Origin of the sequence: Candidatus Poriferisocius sp. (assembly GCF_965204145.1) — a bacterium.
GTDB lineage: Bacteria > Actinomycetota > Acidimicrobiia > Acidimicrobiales > Bin134 > Poriferisocius.
On the sequence record NZ_OZ241977.1, the window covers coordinates 2,700,248 to 2,719,087 of the forward strand.

An 18,840-nucleotide genomic window follows, 5' to 3' on the forward strand; every position below is an offset into this window, starting at 1 on the left:
TCACGCCTCCATCGACTTTTCGTATGCTTCCAGAGCCTGGCGCTGCTCGTCGTTCAGCTCAGTGGGAACCTCCAGGTCCACCGTCACCAAGAGATCGCCGGTTCCCTTGGGGGTCTCCACGCCCCTGCCCCGAACCCGCAAGACTTTTCCGGGCTGGCTGCCGGGGGGCAGACGCAGCGTCACCGGATCGCCCTCGAAAGTGGGCACCGAGACCTCCGCTCCCAATGCGGCCTGGGCGAACGTCACCGGCACGGTGACGGTGAGATTCTTGCCCTGGCGGCCGAACACCGGGTGAGACTTGACGTTGACCGTCACGTACAGGTCGCCGGGCGGACCGCCATTGAACCCCGGCTCGCCTTTGCCGGCCAGCTTGATCTTCTGGCCGTTGCCCACCCCGGCAGGGATGCGCACTGAGATGGTGCGCCCAGACCGGGCGGTATCGCCGCTGAGCGTCAAGTCGGTGGTAGCACCCCGTACCGCCTCGGCGAAGTCCAGGGCCAGGTGGGCGTTGAGATCGTGGCCTCGAACCGGGCGGTTCTGGCCGCTGAACGGGGGACCGCCCCGGTCGAAACGGCCGCCGCCCATGAAGGCAGAGAAGACATCGGCCAGATCGCCCTCCATGGTGAAGCCGCCCGGCCCGGCTTGGAAGTTCATGGGCCCCATGTGGCGCACCTGGTCGTATTGGGCCCGGCGCTCGCCGTCGCCCAGCACGTCGTAGGCGGCCGACACCTCCTTGAACCGCTCCTCGGCCTTGGCGTCCTCAGGGTTGGCGTCGGGGTGAAGCTTGCGGGCCAGCTTGCGGTAGGCCTTGGTGATCTCCTTGTCAGACGCCGAGGAGGAGACGCCGAGGACCTTGTAATAGTCGGTCTCCAGCCATTCTCGTTTCACGTCCATGCTCCGATTGCCTCCGCCCTACCCCCGGACCTTCACCATGGCGGGCCGCAGCACTCGGCTGTTCCACTCATAGCCAGCCCGCAGAACCTCGGCGATCACCGCCTCTCCCTCTCCCGGCTCGTGGACAACGGCCTCGTGGCAGGTGGGATCGAACGGCGCGCCGGGATCGTCCAGCTTGGCCAATCCCTCTTTCTCCAGCGCACCGAACAGCGCGTCTCGTATGGGGATGACATCTTCGGCGCCTTGGGCCACGGCGGCATCACAGGCGTCGAGCACCGGCAGCACCTTCTCCACGATTTCGGCCGCGGCCATGGCCACCGTCTCCTGCTGGCGCTCGACCGACTTGCGACGGAAGTTGGCAAACTCGGCGGTCACCCGCTGAAGGTCATTGAGATAGCCGTCCCGCTGGGCCACCAGCTCCTCCATTGAAGGCGCTGGCTCCTGAAGGCCATCGACATCCTGGAGCTGCTCGTCGGCAGACTGCTCATCGGCAGACTGCTCGTCAGCAGACTGCTCGTCGGGAGACTGCTCGTCAGCAATCTCCTCCTCGGCTCGTTGTGCCGCAGCCTCCTCGCTCACGGGGAGCTTCCGTCTTCTTCGTCTTCGACAATCTCGGCGTCGACGATGGTGTCGTCATCCGGGGAAGTATCAGCACCCCCATCAGCGAAGCCGCCGGGAGCGTCGCCCGCCGCAGCAGCGGCCTGCTCGTACATGGCCGCGCCGATCTGCTGGCTGATGGCCGACAGCTCCTCGGTAGCCGAGCGAATGCGGTCCAGGTCCTTTTCGTTGATGGCCGATTTCAGAGCTGCCAGCTTGGCCTCAACCTCGGCGCGCTGGGCGGCATCCACCGAGTCGCCGGCCTCGGCCAGCAGCTTCTCCACCTGGTACACCAGGCTGTCGGCGTTGTTGACGGCCTCGGCCTCCTCCCGGCGACGGGCGTCCTCGGCGGCATGGGCCTCGGCGTCGGCGACCATCTGATCGATGGTGCCCTTGTCCAGCGAGCTCTGCCCGGTGATGGTGATGGACTGCTCTTTTTCGGTAGCCCGGTCTTTGGCCGAAACATGGACGATGCCGTTGGCGTCGATGTCGAAGGTCACCTCGATCTGAGGAACCCCGCGGGGGGCCGGAGGAAGGTCCACCAGCTGGAATTTGCCCAGCGTCTTGTTGTAAGTGGCCATCTCCCGCTCGCCCTGGAGCACATGGATCTCCACTGTGGGCTGGTTGTCATCCGCAGTGGTGAACACCTCGGTTCGACGAGTGGGGATGGTGGTGTTGCGCTCGATGAGGCGAGTCATCACCCCGCCTTTGGTCTCGATGCCCAGTGACAGCGGCGTCACGTCCAAGAGCAACACGTCTTTGACCTCGCCTTTGAGCACGCCGGCCTGCACGGCGGCGCCCACTGCGACCACCTCGTCGGGGTTGACTCCCTGATGGGGCTGGGTCCCGGTCATGCCGGTCACCAAGTCGACCACTGCGGGCATCCGGGTAGAGCCGCCCACCAGGATCACGTGGTCTATGTCGCCCGCCGACAAGCCGGCGTCGGACAGGGCCTGCTCGAACGGCTTGCGGCACCGGTCCAGCAGGTCGCTGGTGAGATCTTGGAACTTGGCCCGGGTCAGTTCGTAGTCCATGTGGAGCGGCCCGGCGTCGGTGGCAGTGATGAACGGCAGGTTCACATTGGTGCTCTGGGTTTGCGACAGCTCGATCTTGGCCCGTTCCGCGCCCTCCTTGAGCCGCTGCATGGCCATGTTGTCCTTGCTCAGGTCGACCCCGTGGTCGTTTCGAAACGAGTCCACCAGCCAGCCGATCACCCGGTCGTCCCAGTCATCGCCGCCCAGGGCGGTGTCGCCGCTGGTGGACTTGACTTCGAACACCCCGTCGCCGATCTCCAGGATGGACACATCGAAGGTGCCTCCGCCCAGGTCGAAAACCAGAATGGTCTGGTCGGTGTCGCCCTTGTCGAGGCCGTAGGCCAGTGCGGCCGCGGTGGGCTCGTTGATGATCCGCAGCACCTCAAGGCCGGCGATGGTGCCAGCCTCTTTGGTGGCGGTGCGCTGGGCGTCGTCGAAGTAGGCCGGGACAGTGATCACCGCCTCGGCAACCTCGGTGCCCAAGTAGGTCTCGGCGTCCCGCTTGAGCTTTTGCAGGACCCGAGCCGAGATCTCCTGGCTGCTGTAGTCCTTGCCGTCGATGCTCTCCGACCAGTTCGTGCCGACGTGGCGCTTGACCGAGCGGATGGTGCGATCAGGGTTGGTGATGGCCTGGCGTTTGGCCACCTCGCCAACCAGCACTTCTCCCTCCTTGGAGAACGCCACCACCGACGGGGTCGTACGAGAACCCTCGGTGTTGGCGATAACGGTTGGCTCACCGCCTTCGAGCACGGCGACCACGCTGTTTGTGGTGCCCAAATCGATGCCGACAACCTTTCCCATCGTGTTTGACTCCTTGTGTAATCGGGTTTTCCCCGCATTATTTGCGACTTCCAGGATACCCTGCAAATTGCCATATCCCAAAACTTGAGTGATATCCACTAAGGGTTGGAGCCGCTACGCTGCCCTGAGTGAATCCAGCGACCCTGATCCTGCTCCGCCACGGCCAGAGCCAGTGGAACGCCTCCAACCAGTTCACCGGCTGGTACGACTGCGACCTGACCCCAAAGGGCGAGGACGAAGCCCGGGCCGGTGGAACGGCGCTGGCCGGGGCCGGACTCCTGCCCGACGTCGTGCACACCTCGGTGCAGACACGGGCGATCCGCACCGCTGAACTGGCCCTCGCCGAGATGGATCGGAGCGGAGTGCCGATGAAGCGGCACTGGCGGCTGAATGAGCGCCACTACGGCGACCTCACCGGGCTGGACAAGACCGAGACCCGCCAGCGCTATGGCGACGAGCAACTCAACGCCTGGCGCCGGGGATATCGCACGCCGCCCCCGGCCATCGCCGACGACAACCCGTGGAATCCCAACGGCGACCCCCGCTACGCCCACATCCCTCCGGAGCTGTTGCCCAGAAGCGAGTGCCTGGCCGATGTGGTGGAACGGCTGATGCCCTACTGGCACGACGAGGTGGTCCCCGATCTGCGGGCCGGGCAATTGGTGCTGATCTCGGCCCACGGCAACAGCCTGCGGGCCCTGGCCAAGCACCTCGATCAGATCGACGACGACGCCATCGCCGAGCTCAACATCCCCACCGGCATGCCGCTGGTGTACGAGCTGGGACCGGACATGATGCCCATCGAGGCCAAGACGACGCTCGCCCGCTCGCTCGACCCCGCTGCGGCGGCCGAGGCCGCCTCAGCAGTGGCCAAACAAGCGGGCTAAGCGCCTGTCAGGCTGTAGGAGTGTCAGCCCACAGAGGTGGAGGTGTCCGGGCCGTAGCCGGGCACTCCATGCTCGTGGAGGTCGAGACCACCAATCTCTTCCTCACGAGACACCCGTAGACCCATCGTCTTCTTCATCACTGCGAACAAGATGCCGGTGGTGATGGTCACCCAGGCGAACACCAGCACGACGCCGATGAGCTGGACCAGAAGTTGGTCGCCGCCGCCGCCGTAGAACAGGCCAGCCTTGTCGGTGGCCACGAAGCCGTCGGCATAACGGGAGAACAGCCCTACAGCGAGGGTCCCCCACACGCCGCATACGCCGTGGACTGAGATGGCGCCCACCGGGTCGTCCACTCCCTTGCGGTCGAAGAACAGCACCGAGTACACCACGATGGCTCCGGCGATGCCCCCGGTCACCACCGCACCCATGGGGTTCATGGTGGCAGTACCGGCGGTAATGCCCACCAGCCCGGCCAGCACGCCATTACCTGTCATGGCCACGTCCAGCGAGCCGGTTTTGCGCCAGATGACGGCGCCGGCGACCAAACCGCCAGCGGCCGCGGCCAACAGCGTGGTCAACGCGGCGTGCATCACCACATTGTCGGCAGCCAGCTCTGAGCCGGGGTTGAACCCGAACCAGCCGAACCAAAGGATGAACACCCCCAGCACGACGAAAGCGATGTTGTGGCCGGGCAGGGCCCGAGGGTTGCCGTTCTCGTCGTATTTCCCGATCCGGGGTCCGAGGAAGATGGCCCCCATCAAGGCGGCCCAGCCACCGGTGCTGTGCACAATGGTGGAGCCGGCGAAGTCGCCGAACTTGGCGTCGCCGATCTCCAAGTCGGCGATAAGGCCGTCACCGCCCCAGAAGGAGTGGACCACCACCGGGTAGATCAGCGCAGTCATAAAGAAGCTGAACACCAAGTAGGCGGAGAACTTGGTCCGCTCGGCCATGGCGCCTGAGGCAATGGTCACCGCGGTGGCGGCGAACACCACCTGGAAGAAGAAGTCGGTGGGGCCGCTGAGGCCGCCATCGATGGCGTTGGACATGCCGCTCAAGAAAAAGCCGTCGGTGCCGAACACAGATCCCGCATCGGTCCCGTAGGCGATGCCGAAGCCAAAGGCAAAGAAGGCCAAGGCGCCAATACACATGTCAGCCAGGTTCTTGGCCATGATGTTCCCGACGTTCTTGGCCCGGGTCATCCCCGCCTCGACCATGCCGAAGCCGGCCTGCATCAAGAACACCAAGATGCCGGCGATGAACACCCAGAGGTTGTCCATCACCGCCTGCACCGCTTCGGCACCGCCGTCTTGGGCTGCTGCGGGAACAACCCCAATGAGCACTGTCCCGGCGGCAATCAGCGCTCCGACTCCGAATTTCCTTTTCATATGACCGGCCCTCCTTCGCCGTTTCTGCGCCCGCGCCACTGCGGCCCCGGCGCAATCGGAAACACGGTAGAAAGACCAGGTTTCACGATTGTTTCTGCGCTGTGAATTTCAAGCAGGCCGTGTCGAGTTCGTACTGCCTGCTTGAGTACGGAACCGGAGGGTGTCGGCCACTAGGTTTGGGGTCGCCATGGACCCAAAGCGCTTGCGTCCCTTCCACATCGTGCTCGGCCTTGGGCTGGGCTTCGCCGCCTTCACCATCGCCTCGGGCATCGCCTCGGCCATCACCGAGTTCAAGAACCCGGCGGAGATCACCCGCCATCCGTGGGAGAACATCCCCAACGGGTGGAAGGCGGCCTTCTACACCATCATCCCCATCTTCTTGGTGTGGGCCTCCTGGGAGTTCGCCAAGCGGGTGAAGAACTGGGAGCGGGGCGGCCCCGACAACCGCCGCACCACCCTGGCCAACGCCAAGACCCGCCTCGAGGACCTCCGACGGGGCATGTACATGCGCACCCTGTTGCGAGAGCCCGGCGCCGGGATCATGCACTCCATGATCTATGTGGGGTTCATCATCCTGTTGGGGGTCACCACCACTCTCGAGATCGACGAGCAGCTCCCCGACGGGGCCAAGTTCCTCCACGGCCGGATCTATCAGGTGTACTCCGCGGTGGGCGACATCGCCGGTGCCATCTTCCTGGTCGGGGTTATGTGGGCCATCGTGCGCCGCTACGGCCCCCGGCGGCTGCGCCCCTACCGCATCCGCATCAAGTCACGGCCCGAGCACGCGGTGATCCTGGGCACCTTCTTCGCCATCGGCGTCACCGGTTTCGGCGCCGAGGTGTTCCGCATCGCCGACCACGGCGTGCCCGACTTCGAGAAGTGGTCGGTGCTCGGCTACCAGGTGGCCACCCAGATGCGGGGGCTCGAGGGGCTCGACCACTGGCACCAGTTCTGGTGGGCCGGACACGTGATCACCTTCGTGGCCTTCCTGGTGCTGCTGCCCATCACCATGTTGCGCCACATGGTCACCTCCCCGCTGAACATGTACCTGCGGGACAAAGACCGGCCCAAAGGCGCCATGAAGCCCATGCCCAACCTGATGGAGACCGACCTGGAGACGTTCGGCGCCGCCACCGTGGAGGATTTCACCTGGAAGCAGCTGCTGGACACCGACGCCTGCACCATGTGCGGGCGGTGTACGTCGGTGTGCCCCGCCCACGCCACCGGCAAGCCCCTCGACCCCCGGGAAATCGTGCTCAAGACCGGCGAGGTCATGGCCGCCACCGGCGAGCCGGCCACCACCCCGCCGCTGGGCACGGTGCCGGAGATCAAGGTGGAGGCCAACTCTTTGTTCGAGCGGATCACCGGCGAGGAGATCTGGGCGTGTACGTCCTGCAAGGCGTGCGACGAGATCTGCCCGGTGAACATCGAGATCCTCGACAAGATCCTCGACATGCGCCGCTACCTGTCGCTGATGGAGTCCGACTTCCCCACCGAACTGGGCCAGGCCTATCGGTCGATGGAGAACTCGGGAAATCCGTGGGGCATGTCTCAGGGCGACCGCGGGGCGTGGGCCACCGAGTTCGAGGGCATCGCGGTGCTCGACGGGGGCGACCCGCTGGAGTCCGAGTACCTCTACTGGGTGGGCTGTGCCGGATCGTTCGACGACAAGAACCGCAAGGTGACCCAGGCGGTGGCCAAGCTGCTCCAGCGAGCCGAGATCAGCTTCTCCATCTTGGGGCCGGCCGAGAACTGCACCGGCGACCCGGCCCGGCGCTCGGGCAACGAGTACATCTTCCAGATGCTGGCCATGCAGAACATCGAGACCCTCAATGAGATGGGGGTCAAGAAGATCGTCACACAGTGCCCCCACTGCTTCAACACCCTGGCCAACGAGTACCCCCAGCTCGGCGGGCACTACGAAGTGGTCCACCACACCCAGTTCCTGGAGGCGCTGATCGACGACGGACGCCTCGACATGACCGGCGCCCGTCTCGACGAGCGGGTGGTGTACCACGACTCCTGCTACCTGGGCCGCCACAACGACGTGTATCTGGCCCCCCGCCGGGTGGTGGGATCGCTGGGCGGCGTCGAGGTGGTGGAGGCCGAACGCAACGGGACCAAGGGCATGTGCTGCGGGGCGGGCGGCGCCCGCATGTGGATGGAGGAGACCATAGGCAAGCAGGTGAACGTGGAGCGCTCGCAAGAGCTGCTGGCTACCGGGGCCGACCGGATCGCCACCGCCTGCCCGTTCTGCTACATCATGATCGACGACGGCATCAAGGCTGAGGGTGCCGACGACGACGTGGTGGTGGGCGACATCTCCATGCACCTGCTGGAGGCCCTGGAAAACCGCGACGCTGCCGTGGAGGAAGCCCGCCAATCCGAACTGCTCACCATCCGCACTCGGGCACCCGAACCCGGTGCGGTGGCTGTGGCCGAGCCGCAGGTCGCAACGGAGGCTCAAACCACGGTTGAAGCAGAGCCCGTGACCGAGGACGCAGCTCTGGCCGTCGAAGCCGAGCAAGCACCGGCGCCCGAAGCTGACCCCGAGTCGGAGGTTGACTCAGAACCCGAAGCACCCGCGCCCGAAGCTGCCGCGCCCTCCCGCCAGCCGGATGACTTCACCCGAATCATGGGCACCGACCCCGCTCTGGCCCGGTCCCTTCCCGAACACGGGATCGTCACCTACGAGGACATGGCCGCCCTTGACGAGGCCGGGGTGCGCGACCTCGAAGCCGCCCTGGAGATTCCCGGTCGCATCAGCAAGTGGAAGTGGCCCACCCAAGCTGCCGCCCTCATTGCTGAGCGCGAAGAAGCCGACTGAACAACTCCAGCTCTCATTAGCCCCTGGAGGGGGAAGGCAAGGGCGAGCCAACCGCTCAGCTCACCCGGTATTGCGGAGACCAGCGGCGATACCGTTTACCGTCAAAAGCAGGGCCCGCTGAATGCGTCGGTTGTCTGCGGGAACACCGGTTGCGGCTCTCGACCGGGCCAACAGCTCAACCTGCAAGACGCTGATGGGGTCGAGATAGGCGTCGCGCACCGCCAAGGTTCGCTTCAGCACCGGAAGGTCGTTGAGCAGGTCGCCACCGGCAAGCTTGGCGATGTGGGCCACGGTCAAGTCGTGCTCCTCAGCAATGGTGTCGAAGAAGTGGTGGAGTTCGGGGGCAACCAGGCGGTTGACATAGTGGCGGGCAATGGCAAGATCGGTCTTCACCAGGGTCATTTCAACGTTGGAGACGAATGTGCGGAAGAACTGCCAATCCTGGTACATGGTCTGAAGCTGTTCTCCGCATCCAGCCTGCTGCGCCGCCTCCATTGCGGTGCCCACCCCGAACCAGCCGGGGATGATCTGGCGCGACTGGGTCCAGCCGAACACCCAGGGAATTGCCCGCAGGCCGTCTATCCCGGCCTCAGCGCCCGACCGTCGAGCCGGTCGTGAGCCGATATTCATTGCAGCCAACTCCTCTACCGGGGTAGAGGTCTGGAAGTACTCAACGAAGCCAGGGGTATCGAGCAGGTTGCGGTACGCCTGATAGGCGCGTTCGGACATGAGCTCCATGACGTCGTTCCAAGCTTCGATGCCGCCTTGGCCGTGGCGGGGATGGCGGTGGGCCACCGTGGCCTCGACCACCGCCGACAGGGCCAGATCGAGATTGCGCTGCGCCAAGCGGGGCAGTCCGTACTTGTCGGCGATGACCTCGCCCTGTTCGGTGATCTTGACCGCACCGTTCACAACCCCAGCGGGCTGCGACAAGATGGCCGCGTTGGTGGGGCCTCCACCCCGCCCCACTGTGCCGCCTCGCCCGTGGAACACCACCACCTTGATCCCGACCTCAGCCGACACTTCGGCGATCGCCCGCAGCGCCTTGTGGATCTCCCACTGCGAGGTCGTGATCCCGCCGTCCTTGTTGGAATCTGAGTATCCGACCATTACCTCTTGCACATTGCCCCTGATCTCAACCAGCCGCCGGTAGGCGGGCACGGCAAAGAGCTCTCGGAGCATGGTGCCGATTCCGCGAAGATCGGCAACGGTCTCGAACAGCGGCACGAATCCGAGGCGGGCGATTCCGCTGGGGATGTCCACCAATCCGACTTCACGGGCCAGCACAACGGGGGCCAGCACATCGTCGACCCCCTGGGTCATCGACACGATGTAGCTCCCGATAGCCCCGTCTCCGTGTTGATCGAGGGCGTGACGGAGAGCGGTGAACAGAGCCAATGAGCCTCGCGCGTCCAGCCCCGCAGGTGGGGCCAGCGGACGGCGGCTTTCCAGTTCGGAGGCCAAAAGGGCGGTGCGCTCGGGGCGCGACATGGTGCTGTATCCGGTATCCAGCTCAGAAAAGAGCCCTTCGAGGGCCAAATGGTGGGCCGATGCGCTCTCGCGTATATCGAGAATGGCGAGGTGAAAGCCGATCATGGCCAGAATTCGCCGTACCCGGGCCAGGCGGCCCTGAGCCAGCAGCGACCCCTCATTGGCTTCCAGCGACTGAGACATGACGGCCAAGTCGGCTTCCACTTCAGCAGGCGTCCTATAGGCCCTCGGTCCGGGCGGCAGGTCCATCGCTTCCTGAAGGCGCTGGTGGATCACCGAGCAGCGCTGGCGATAGGGCTCACCAGCGCTCAGCTTGCTGAACCGGGAGACAATGTCGGGAAAGCCGTCGCGGTCGGTCTCGAGTTGAGCCTGCATTTCCTCAGTGATTCCAGCGACCGCCGTGCTCACCGACAGCTCCGAGGACAGCTCCTCGATCTCGGCCACCAACAGGCGCAACGCCCGACCTCGCTGGAAAGCCAGCACCTCCAGCGTCGTTTCCGGAGTGACATTGGGATTGCCGTCGCGGTCGCCTCCCACCCAAGAACCGAACCGCACTGGCACCTGAGGCCCGTCAAGCGATCCTCCGATGGTCCGGAGCACAGCATCGACGTCATCGAAGAGCTCGGGTACGCCGTCGGCGGCAATCTCGGTGAGGAAATAGAGGATGGACCGAGCCTCGTCCACCGGGTCGGGCCTCTCCCGGCGGAGCTCGTCGGTCTGCCAGACAGCGTCGATCAGCTCATCGATCCGGCGGTCGATCCTGCTCTGGTCGGCCGGTCCACAGCCGCTCTCCCCCCGGCGTTCGATGAGGACCGCAATCTCGGTGAGCTTGTCGAGGATCGACCGGCGGGATGCCTCAGTGGGATGGGCGGTAAAAACCGGGCGCAGGTCGGCATGGCGGGTGGCAGCCACGATCTCGGCCTCGTCGATTCCCAGCTTCAAGAGCTTGTCCACCGCATCGCCAAAGCGGAGACTGCCAGCGAGGCCGGCGGCATTCAGATCCTCCACTCGGTGAACTTGCTCGGCGGTGTTGGCCAAGTGGAAGTAGACGGTGAACGCCCGCACAAGATGGATGGCCTCGACCACATCGACATCGTCGAGCACCTTTCCTAGCCCGGCACCCGACTCCTCGTCGCGCCGCAGGCCCCGAGCCATGGCCCTCACTTGCTCCACGCGCTCAAGCAACTCGGGTCCGTGCTGGCGCACCAGGGCATTTCCCAGTTGAGTGCCCAGACGCCTGATGTCGTTGCGAAGAGCGGAGTCGATTTGGTCGAGTTCGTCAGCCGGCACCATGGAATTCAAACATCCATTCTACCGACCGAGCTCCAATCGCTTTGCTCCCGGCGAAGTGTCTACCCCACCTTGTGCCAGTACAAGACGCAATTGGAGTGGAGGCTCCGGCGATGAGAATCGGCGACGTGGTGAAGGCTCTCGGTTCAATGGTGGCGGCGCCTGGGCCGAATGTCACGCCAGCGCCTCCTGCGACATCGACGCCACATAGCCGATGGCGGGATCGGCCTGGCCTTCGAGCAAGTCGCGGTAAACCGCCTCGATCTCCTCGGACCCCGTTCGGTGGACCACGCTGAGCCAGCGACCGGTGTCGTCGACGAGTTCGTGCCATGCCTCGGCGATGCGCCTCGTCAACTCGGCCGCTCCCCATTCCTCGGAGCGCTTGGCGATCTGACTGGGGGCGAAGAAGAACTCAGGCCGCGCGCCGGGCAGCTCGGCACCGCCTATTGCGGGGTCCTCCCAGTGGGTGGCGCCGACGGTCAGGGAGAACTGGAGCCTGTCGCCGAAATGGGTGTGTACCCCCGACCGCACTGCCGCACTTCCCGCCATGTCGACCACGCCCGACGCCGCCGCGGGATCGAGTTGGTGGATGTCGTCGTAGACGACGACTTCGTCGTACAGGTCCAAACCCTCGACGAAGGCGAGATTGCGGGAAGATGTGAGGCCCACGCTGCGGTGGCCGCGACGGGCGAGGCAGAAGGCCAGGCAGATCGAGGTTTTCGATGATGCGCTGGTCACCAGGGTCTGAGAGGCACCGTGAAAGCCCTGGTCGCCCAGGAAGTCGTCGGCCAGAAACGACGTCATGAACAGGCCGCGGAGCAGCAGGAACTCGTCTACTCGGTCATCGCGGAACATGATGTCGCCGCTGACCGCGCTGAAATCGGTGTAGACCGCGGCGTGCTGGGCGCGGTGGGCGCCGATGTCGGTGAAGCCAGCCCCTTTTGGCGCGACCTCGATGACCACATCGCTGGCCATAGGATAGAAGCCGAAGTAGCGTCCGCTTGCATGGCTGAACCCTAACGACCTCCTTCAACTATTGCCAGTAAAAGGCGCACTACTATAGGGTCTTGCCATGCCGCGGTACGGGGTGCTGAACGACGCCTACCTGGGCTCCTGGCTCCAGCGAGACGAGCCTGGCGGGCCCATGTGGGCGCTCAACCTGATGAAATACCGCCCCGTCGCCGACTACCGCGACGGACGGGAGACCTCGCTCAGCGGCATCGAGGCCGACGATGTCTATTCGCCGGCCGTCGACCGCTGAGCCGATCAAGTGACTGCTACCGTCGAACGAAGATGACCGATATCGACCACTCCGACGCACCGGTCGACGGGCGTGTCGCCCGCCGAGAGCGCAATATCGAGAACGTTCTCGACATCGTCATCCAGATGTTCGCCGAGGAATCTCTCTTTCCGACTATGGAGCAGGTTTCCCAGCGGTCGGGCCTTTCTCTGCGGTCGCTCTACCGGTACTTCCCCAATCCTGGAGAGCTCCTCGAGGCCGCGGTCAATCGCCATCGCGAGCTAATGAGAGACGCCGGCCACCTCCACAGAATCGGACAGGGTCCTCTCGACCGCCGGATAGACGACTTCGTGGCCATGCGGCTCCGGCTCTATGAGAGAGCCAGCGCGGTGTACCGGGCCGGGTTGCACAATGCACCTCTTCATCCCCCGATTCGCGACTGGGTGGCCCGAGCCCGCGACGATTTCCGCAACCAGTTCGAACTCCAGTTCAATCCCGAGCTGTCCTCCCTCAAAGCCGCCGACCGCCAGGCTGTTCTGGCGGCTGGCGACGCGCTGTCCCAGTTCGACGCCATCGACTACCTGCGGCGCCACCGCCGCCTCTCGGTGTCAGAGACCGAAGCCGTCCTCCGCTCTGGGCTGCAAGCCTTGCTCGAAGTGGACCGGCGACAGGCCGGTGGCGGCTGAGAAGGCGGCGGTGATCGCCTCGGCCTCGTATACGCGGTTGCGGCGGCCCGCGCTGCGCTGCACGAGGACGCCTGCTTGTTCGAGTTGTGCCAGGGCGCGGGCCCCAGTCCTCCAGGAAGCTCCCAGCAGTTCAGCCGCCTTCTCTGCGTTCAGGACGGGATGCGCGGGGAGTTGGTCGATCAGCCTCATGCCGGGCTTGCTGGGGCGGCCTTCGGCTGTGACCATGCTCAACCAACCCTGCTTTATGGTCGCCACTTGTTTGATGAGGTGCCTGGCGTAGGACACCGCTTCGCTCACGGAACCAGCGGCAAGGGCGATCCAAGGGCGGATCGCAAGCGACCTCGCCGGGTCGTCGGGCTGCGCCACAACGCTGGCCTGCTCCAAAGCGGCGATGTAGTCGTCCTTGCGGAGAGCGAGGGCAGAGCTGATCGGCAGTGTGCAGGGAGGGGATAGCCGGCTTCGCTGGAGCATCATCTGTATCAGGGCCCGGCCCGTGCGCCCGTTCCCGTCTCCGAACGGGTGGATCATCTCGAATTGGGCGTGAACGACGGCCATTTCCACAATCGGGTGACCCTTGCCCCGGTTGACCCGGTCGATGAGATCACTCATTAGCGCATAGACGGTGTCGGAGGGCGGAGGGATATAGGAGGCGGTCAGTGGCGTCGACCAGAGCCTGCCCGGCCCGATCCAGTTTTGCTTTGCTCTGAAGTTCCCGGCCGAGGGGTCGTCTTCCATGAGCTCTCGGTGGACCGACGCAATGTCTTCGACGGTGAGCGGCCTGTTTTCGGCGGCGATTTCCAGCGCGTGATCGAAGGCATTGACATTTCGCAAGGCCTCCAGATCGTTGGGGCGGGGCTGCTCGCCGAATAGGCCAAGCTGGGCCTCGGCCCGTGCCAGCCGTCGCGCCGATGGGTGGACGCCCTCGATGGTGCTAGACGCTGCGCTCTCGGCTCGGCGAACAAGCCATTCGGCGGGCAGCGCTGCCGCGTCGCCGCATTCGTCGCCTAGGCGGCGTATCGCATCCTCCGCCACCATCACCCTCTCGACGCACTCGCCGTCCATCTCGACGTCCCAGTCGGCTATCGGGTGGGGGATAAACGCCCTGAAAACGCAGGCGGGATCATCGCCCGAGCCCGCCTGCCTAGACTCGTAAGCCTCCTCGTCCCAATAGCGCGGCGATGACATCATGCCCATGTGCGACTCCCCAACGGCCGTTCGCCTGTCAGTATACAGCCTCATATTGACGCATACGTGGAGATATCAACAATCTTGTCAGTATAGATATCTATATTGACAGATCTATCGATCTCAAGCACAATATGTCAACACACTGGCCTGTGTTGACAACCAAGGCCAGCCTAGAAGGGGCGCAGCAGGAGCTTTCCGTGGTTTTCGCCTCGAAACAGCATGCGGAAGGCCTCGGGGAAGCTCTCAATTCCCTCGACGATGTGCTGGCGATGCTTGAGCGAGCCGTCGGCCACCCAGGCGGCCAAATCGGGCACTGCCTCGGGGATGCGATGGAGGTAGTCGAGCATCGTGAACCCCGTCATGCGACCGCTTCTGGAGATCAGCTGCACGTCCACTTCGATCTCGCCATCGGCCAACTCCGGCGGAGAGTCGTGAGTGATGCTCCAGACATCGTCGGCGGGAATCCCCGACGGGTAGGCCACAAGTCGGACCTGGGAGGGTTGCGGAACCATAGGCCGAGAGCCTAAGTTTTGCGTGTATTACTGGCAAATGATTGGTGTGAGAGAGATCCGAGGACCGCCATGGGCAATGTCGACACGCTGAACCTCATCCAAGACTCGCTATTGCGCCGCATGCGGACCATGCACTCGCTCTACTACCAGGCGGTAGGCACGATGGAGCTGCATCATGTCAACCACTTCGAGCGGGAGGGGGTGCTGCCGATAGCGTTCTCGCTGTTCCACTACACGAACATGCAGGACGCCACCTTCATGGGCATCTCCGGCGAGCTTCCCATCTGGAACGACGACTGGCAGGCCCGAGTGCAGATGGCCATCAACGACCACGGCAAGGAGCGGCCGGTCAGCGACATGATCCATCAGCGCGTCGGCGACTTCGAGGCGTTCAAGGAGTACCAGCGAGCGGTCTTCAGCCGCACTGAGGCCTACATCGAGTGCATGGACCCCGCCGAATTCGAGCGGGTAATCGTGGCTCCTCCCTACCCACCCCAGATCGCCAGCACCTACAGCGCGATGTGCGCGGGGCCCCAAGGCATCACCGTTCTCGACGCCTTCGAGTGCTGGCACTACCAGCATGGACTGCGCCATATGGGTGAAATCGAGCTCGCCCGGGGTTTGGTGGGCTTGGGCGGAATGACGTCTTGAGCAACCGGCGCCACCAGCACCATCCCCTAGACCCAGCCAACCGGGAACCGCAAAGGAGCAATAGATGGACATCGTGTTGACCGGGACCGGCTCGCCGCTGCCCGATGCCAACCGAGCGGGCCCGTCCACCCTCATCAAGGCGGGCGACACCCACATCCTGGTGGACGCGGGCCGAGGAGTGGTCATGCGCATGGCCGGAGGCGGCTCCCTGCCCGCGTTCCTGGCCGCGGTGCTGGTCACCCATTTGCACAGCGACCACGTCTGCGGCCTCAATGACGTGATCACCACCCACTGGGTCATGACCCGGGGGAATGCCGAGCTGGCCGTTTACGGGCCGCCGGGCACAGCCCAATTCGTGGAGCGCCAGCTCCACGCCTTAGAGGCGGATATCGGCTACCGCATCGAGCACCACGACGCGCTCACCAATGGACCGAGAGTGCGGGTAACCGAAGTTGCCCCCGGTAAGGGCTTCTCCGTCAACGACGTTCAGGTGACCACCGCAGCCACGGCCCACGCGCCGGTACGGCCCACCATTGGCTACCGGCTCGAGCACAGCGGCTCGTCGGCCGCGCTGGTGGGCGACACCATTCCCTGCGAGGGCGTGGACCAATTGGCCGCCGGCGCGGACGCCTACGTGCAATCGGTGATCCGCCGTGACCTGGTGGAGCAGATCCCCAACGACATGATCCAAGACATCCTCGACTACCACTCCGGCGTGGTGGAGGCGGCCCAGACCGCGGCCCGGGCGGGCGCCAAGCGGCTGGTGTTGACCCACATGGTGCCGGCACCCACCGCCGAGCAGTACTCCGAGTGGATTGCGCTGGCGGCCGAGCACTACGAGGGCGAGATAGTCATCGGAGACGACTTGACCACCATCGCCACGGGACAGGAGTGACGACAATGGCTGGCTCTTCGATTCGAAGTCCGTTTCCCGGAGCGATCGACAAGACCGCGTCCCGGACCGAGATGGCCAGGCAATGACAGCGGTTGCACTCGGGGGCCTTCGGCCATGAGCGAGACCACCCGAACCGCCATTGTCGCTGCCGATGCCGATGCAGTGTGGGAGGTGCTGGGCGACTTCGGGGCCATCAGCAAGTGGGCGCCCAACGTCGATCACTCCTGCTTGATGAGCGAGCAGGCCGAAGGCGTCGGCGCGGTGCGCCGAGTGCAGGTGGGCCGCAGCTCCCTGGTGGAGCGGGTGGTGGAATGGACTCCGAGCTTCTCCCTGGCCTACTCGATTGAGGGACTTCCTCCGGTGATCCGCACGGTGGTCAACACCTGGTCGCTCATGGAGATGGTCAGCGGAACCCGGGTGTCGCTGACCAGCCGAGTACACGCCGGGCCACGGCCGCCGCAGCAGCTGATCGCCCGGATTGCGGCCCAGCGTTTGGCCCGAGCCTCTGAGACCATGCTCGCCGGACTCGAACGCCATCTGGCCATGGCCGCGGGAGCAAGCCGATGACCCTTGGAGCAAGCCCGAGATCGCTGGAGTCCGACCGATGACCGATCGTCCCGATGTGGTTGTGATCATGACCGATCAGGAGCGGGCCGCCCCGCCCTATGAGAGCGACGAGCTGCGCGAGTGGCGCCGTCGCACCCTGGTCGGGGCCCGGTGGTTCGAGGACCACGGGGTTTCCTTCATGCGGCACTACACCGGCTCGCTGGCCTGTGTGCCCAGCCGTCCTACGCTGTTCACCGGCCAGTATCCCGACGTCCACGGCGTGACCCAGACCGACGGCTTGGGGAAAATGTGGAACGACTCTCGGATGCGGTGGCTGCGCCCCGGCGAGGTGCCCACCCTGGGGCACTGGTTCCGGGCCGCGGGCTACGACACCCATTACCAGGGAAAGTGGCACATGAGCCACGCCGATCTGTTCGACCCCGCCACCGGGGGCGCGCTGGCCACCAACGACAGCGAAGGCGCAGTGGACGAGATGGCGGTGAGGGCCTATCTGGATGCCGACCCGCTCGGTGTGTTCGGGTTCTCCGGATGGATCGGCCCTGAGCCCCACGGTCCGTCGTTCTCCAACACCGGATTTGTGCGGGATCCGCTGATTGCCGACCGGGTGGTGGCCTGGCTCCAAGACCGCTACGCCCGCCGACGGGCCGGCGATGCCAAGGCTGCCCGTCCGTTCTTGCTGGTGGCCAGCTTCGTGAACCCCCACGACATCGTGTTCGCCCCGGGATGGCTGCGGCGGGGCAGCCCTCGCACCCCTGGCGTTGGGGATCCGCCACCGGTGCCGCCGTCGCCCACCGATAACGAGGATCTCTCCTCCAAGCCCGCCGCCCAGATCGCCTTCCGTGCCTCCTACCTGTCGTGCTACGGGCCGCCGCCGCTGATCGAACGGGCCTATCGGACGCGGGCCCAGGGGTATCGCGACCTCTACCACCGCCTCCACGCCGAGGTGGACGGCCCGCTCGACCGGGTTCGCCGCGCCATCACCGAGGGGGGATCAGAGCACGCCGTGCTGGTGCGAACCGCCGACCACGGCGAGCTGTTGGGCGCCCACGGCGGCCTCCACCAGAAATGGTTCAACCTGTACGACGAGGCCACCCGCGTGCCGTTCGCCATCGCCCGAATCGGACATCACGAGACGACGGGCCGCCAGGTGGACGATGCTCCCAGCTCCCATGTCGATCTCGTGCCGACGCTGTTGGCCGCCGCCGGCATCGACCAGCAGGAAGCCGCCGGGCAACTCCAACAGACCCATACCGAGGTGCACCCCCTTCCCGGCCGCGATCTCATGGCGGTGGTCGACCAGACGTCGGCACCCGACACTGAACGGCCGGTCTACCTGCTGACCCGCGACAACATGCCCGAGGGTGATTCCGGGGCCAACGCCATGGCCCGGCAGATGGGCCGGACGGTGCGTCCGCCACTCCCGCTGCGCATCCAGGTGCCCGCCCACGTCGCCGCCAACTTCGAGGGTCTCGTCGTCCGGGTGCCGGATGCCGCGGCGGCTGGCGGTGCCGGCCGCCTGTGGAAGATCGTGCGGAGCTTCGACGATCCCGACACTTGGACCGAGCCGGGCGTGCGCCACCTGGCCGCCGGCGGACCGGCCGGGCCGATCCATCGATCTGAGCCCCTCCCCGACCAGTGGGAGATGTACGACCTCGACGCCGACCCCATCGAGGCCCATAACCGGGCGAGCGACCCGGCGGCCGCGGCCGTTTTCACCCATCTCACCAACATCTTGGCCGCCGAGCGGACCAAGTGCGTTCCCGACCGCAACCAGCCTTGGCCCTACGCCGAGCGCATCCCCTCGGAGGGTCCCATGGCCAAGACGCCCCCGCCCCCTGCCCGTCTGCTGCGCAAGGCGCTCCAGCAGGTCGGCATGCATCCCGATGACCAAC

Annotated in this window: 14 protein-coding genes and 2 pseudogenes; 8 read left to right on the top strand and 8 right to left on the bottom strand. The window is 65.3% G+C overall.

Annotated elements, in window-relative coordinates; genetic code table 11:
• The 3 genes from ACOGI7_RS12525 to dnaK are packed head-to-tail and all read right to left on the bottom strand — an operon-like array spanning nucleotide 1 to nucleotide 3,326.
• Entirely contained in the window at nucleotides 1-894 is an 894-nt protein-coding gene (locus ACOGI7_RS12525) for a DnaJ C-terminal domain-containing protein (protein WP_419849093.1), read from the bottom strand.
• An 18-nt stretch (nucleotides 895-912) separates the two neighbouring features.
• Entirely contained in the window at nucleotides 913-1,473 is a 561-nt protein-coding gene (locus tag ACOGI7_RS12530; RefSeq protein WP_419849094.1) for a nucleotide exchange factor GrpE, read from the bottom strand.
• A complete protein-coding gene (dnaK, locus tag ACOGI7_RS12535; RefSeq protein ID WP_419849095.1) occupies nucleotides 1,470-3,326 on the bottom strand; it encodes a molecular chaperone DnaK in 1,857 nt (618 codons plus the stop codon). Before dnaK ends, ACOGI7_RS12530 begins: the two co-directional genes overlap by 4 nt.
• A 128-nt stretch (nucleotides 3,327-3,454) precedes the next feature.
• Between dnaK and gpmA the strand changes: the two genes are divergently transcribed.
• Nucleotides 3,455-4,213, top strand: coding sequence for a 2,3-diphosphoglycerate-dependent phosphoglycerate mutase (gene gpmA / locus ACOGI7_RS12540; RefSeq protein WP_419849096.1), 759 nt, complete (start codon nucleotides 3,455-3,457; stop codon nucleotides 4,211-4,213).
• A gap of 23 nt (nucleotides 4,214-4,236) precedes the next feature.
• Here gpmA and ACOGI7_RS12545 read toward each other — a convergent pair whose 3' ends face one another.
• A complete protein-coding gene (locus ACOGI7_RS12545; protein ID WP_419849097.1) occupies nucleotides 4,237-5,601 on the bottom strand; it encodes an ammonium transporter in 1,365 nt (454 codons plus the stop codon).
• Between the two features lie 187 nt (nucleotides 5,602-5,788).
• Between ACOGI7_RS12545 and ACOGI7_RS12550 the strand changes: the two genes are divergently transcribed.
• Nucleotides 5,789-8,428 (top strand): heterodisulfide reductase-related iron-sulfur binding cluster, encoded by a 2,640-nt coding sequence (locus tag ACOGI7_RS12550; RefSeq protein WP_419849098.1) that lies wholly within the window; start codon nucleotides 5,789-5,791, stop codon nucleotides 8,426-8,428.
• A gap of 60 nt (nucleotides 8,429-8,488) precedes the next feature.
• Here the strand turns inward: ACOGI7_RS12550 and ppc are convergent, their stop codons facing one another.
• Nucleotides 8,489-11,212 (bottom strand): phosphoenolpyruvate carboxylase, encoded by a 2,724-nt coding sequence (gene ppc, locus ACOGI7_RS12555; protein WP_419851509.1) that lies wholly within the window; start codon nucleotides 11,210-11,212, stop codon nucleotides 8,489-8,491.
• Nucleotides 11,213-11,383: 171 nt separating this feature from the next.
• Nucleotides 11,384-12,193, bottom strand: a pseudogene (locus tag ACOGI7_RS12560) (DUF2855 family protein); the annotation flags it as partial.
• An 88-nt stretch (nucleotides 12,194-12,281) separates the two neighbouring features.
• Here ACOGI7_RS12560 and ACOGI7_RS12565 point away from each other — a divergent pair.
• Both ACOGI7_RS12565 and ACOGI7_RS12570 read left to right on the top strand, forming a co-directional pair.
• Nucleotides 12,282-12,470 (top strand): hypothetical protein, encoded by a 189-nt coding sequence (locus ACOGI7_RS12565; RefSeq protein WP_419849099.1) that lies wholly within the window; start codon nucleotides 12,282-12,284, stop codon nucleotides 12,468-12,470.
• 32 nt (nucleotides 12,471-12,502) lie between these two features.
• Nucleotides 12,503-13,135: a TetR/AcrR family transcriptional regulator gene (locus tag ACOGI7_RS12570; RefSeq protein ID WP_419849100.1), complete on the top strand. Its 633-nt coding sequence runs from the start codon at nucleotides 12,503-12,505 to the stop codon at nucleotides 13,133-13,135.
• Here the strand turns inward: ACOGI7_RS12570 and ACOGI7_RS12575 are convergent.
• Nucleotides 13,058-14,329 carry a Fic family protein gene (locus tag ACOGI7_RS12575; RefSeq protein WP_419849101.1) on the bottom strand — a complete coding sequence of 424 codons (1,272 nt, stop codon included), beginning with the start codon at nucleotides 14,327-14,329 and terminating at the stop codon, nucleotides 13,058-13,060. The two genes, ACOGI7_RS12570 and ACOGI7_RS12575, sit on opposite strands and share 78 nt — an antisense overlap.
• A gap of 164 nt (nucleotides 14,330-14,493) precedes the next feature.
• A complete protein-coding gene (locus ACOGI7_RS12580) occupies nucleotides 14,494-14,835 on the bottom strand; it encodes a hypothetical protein (RefSeq protein ID WP_419849102.1) in 342 nt (113 codons plus the stop codon).
• A gap of 69 nt (nucleotides 14,836-14,904) precedes the next feature.
• On the opposite strand from ACOGI7_RS12580, the gene ACOGI7_RS12585 reads away from it, so the two are divergent.
• The 4 genes and pseudogenes from ACOGI7_RS12585 to ACOGI7_RS12600 form a co-directional block, all read left to right on the top strand.
• On the top strand, nucleotides 14,905-15,486 hold the full coding sequence (locus ACOGI7_RS12585; protein ID WP_419849103.1) for a hypothetical protein: 582 nt from the start codon (nucleotides 14,905-14,907) through the stop codon (nucleotides 15,484-15,486).
• A 64-nt stretch (nucleotides 15,487-15,550) separates the two neighbouring features.
• Nucleotides 15,551-16,381 (top strand): MBL fold metallo-hydrolase, encoded by an 831-nt coding sequence (locus tag ACOGI7_RS12590; protein ID WP_419849104.1) that lies wholly within the window; start codon nucleotides 15,551-15,553, stop codon nucleotides 16,379-16,381.
• Between the two features lie 114 nt (nucleotides 16,382-16,495).
• The gene (locus ACOGI7_RS12595) at nucleotides 16,496-16,948 is read left to right on the top strand and encodes an SRPBCC family protein (protein WP_419849105.1); all 453 of its coding nucleotides are present in this window, start codon (nucleotides 16,496-16,498) and stop codon (nucleotides 16,946-16,948) included.
• Nucleotides 16,949-16,985: 37 nt separating this feature from the next.
• A pseudogene (locus tag ACOGI7_RS12600) lies at nucleotides 16,986-18,758 on the top strand (sulfatase-like hydrolase/transferase); the annotation flags it as partial.
• Nucleotides 18,759-18,840 lie beyond the last annotated feature (82 nt).